Origin of the sequence: Marinobacter sp. ES-1, from assembly GCF_000475255.1 — a bacterium.
Lineage (GTDB): Bacteria > Pseudomonadota > Gammaproteobacteria > Pseudomonadales > Oleiphilaceae > Marinobacter > Marinobacter vinifirmus.
Map to the genome: position 1 here is coordinate 1 of NZ_AXBV01000029.1, position 524 is coordinate 524.

Here is a 524-nt window from a genome sequence, read left to right on the forward strand (position 1 = left end):
GTACTTGCACGGAAGGTGTGGACGTAGATGCGGCGGGTATAAGTGTGAAGGTCACGCGTCTTACCCTGGGAAGTCTGGCTCTCTGCCACTGTGCTACTCACTTCGTGAGAAGTGGGGATGGGGAGCCAGAACTCAGCCGAGGTCATAGTAGGTGCGTCACCGCGCACTGAAGGACTGAACATGGTTAGCCGTTAGTAGGCGATGAGTTCTCGTGATGTGCTTATGAAGACAGAAGCGACCCGGATGGGTCAGGGCATTCAGGGAGGCGCCGGACAGTATCCGGCAGAGACTGAAGCCCGTGTCGAGGCAGGCACGGGGGCTCACTCGTGGACGAACGCGGAGCCGAATACGCTGATGGAACAGGTGCTTGAGCGCCCGAACCTGATGCGTGCGTATCAACGGGTGGTATCCAACAAAGGTGCTGCCGGCGTCGATCAGATGCCGGTGACGGCCCTGAAATGCCACCTGCAACAGCATTGGCCAACACTGCGTGAGCGGTTGTTGGCCGGAGACTACCATCCTCA

Annotated in this window: 1 pseudogene; it reads left to right on the top strand. The window is 58.8% G+C overall.

Annotation, left to right across the window (positions count from 1 at the left end):
* Positions 1–222: 222 nt before the first annotated feature.
* A pseudogene (locus tag Q668_RS03145) lies at positions 223–524 on the top strand (group II intron reverse transcriptase/maturase); the annotation flags it as partial.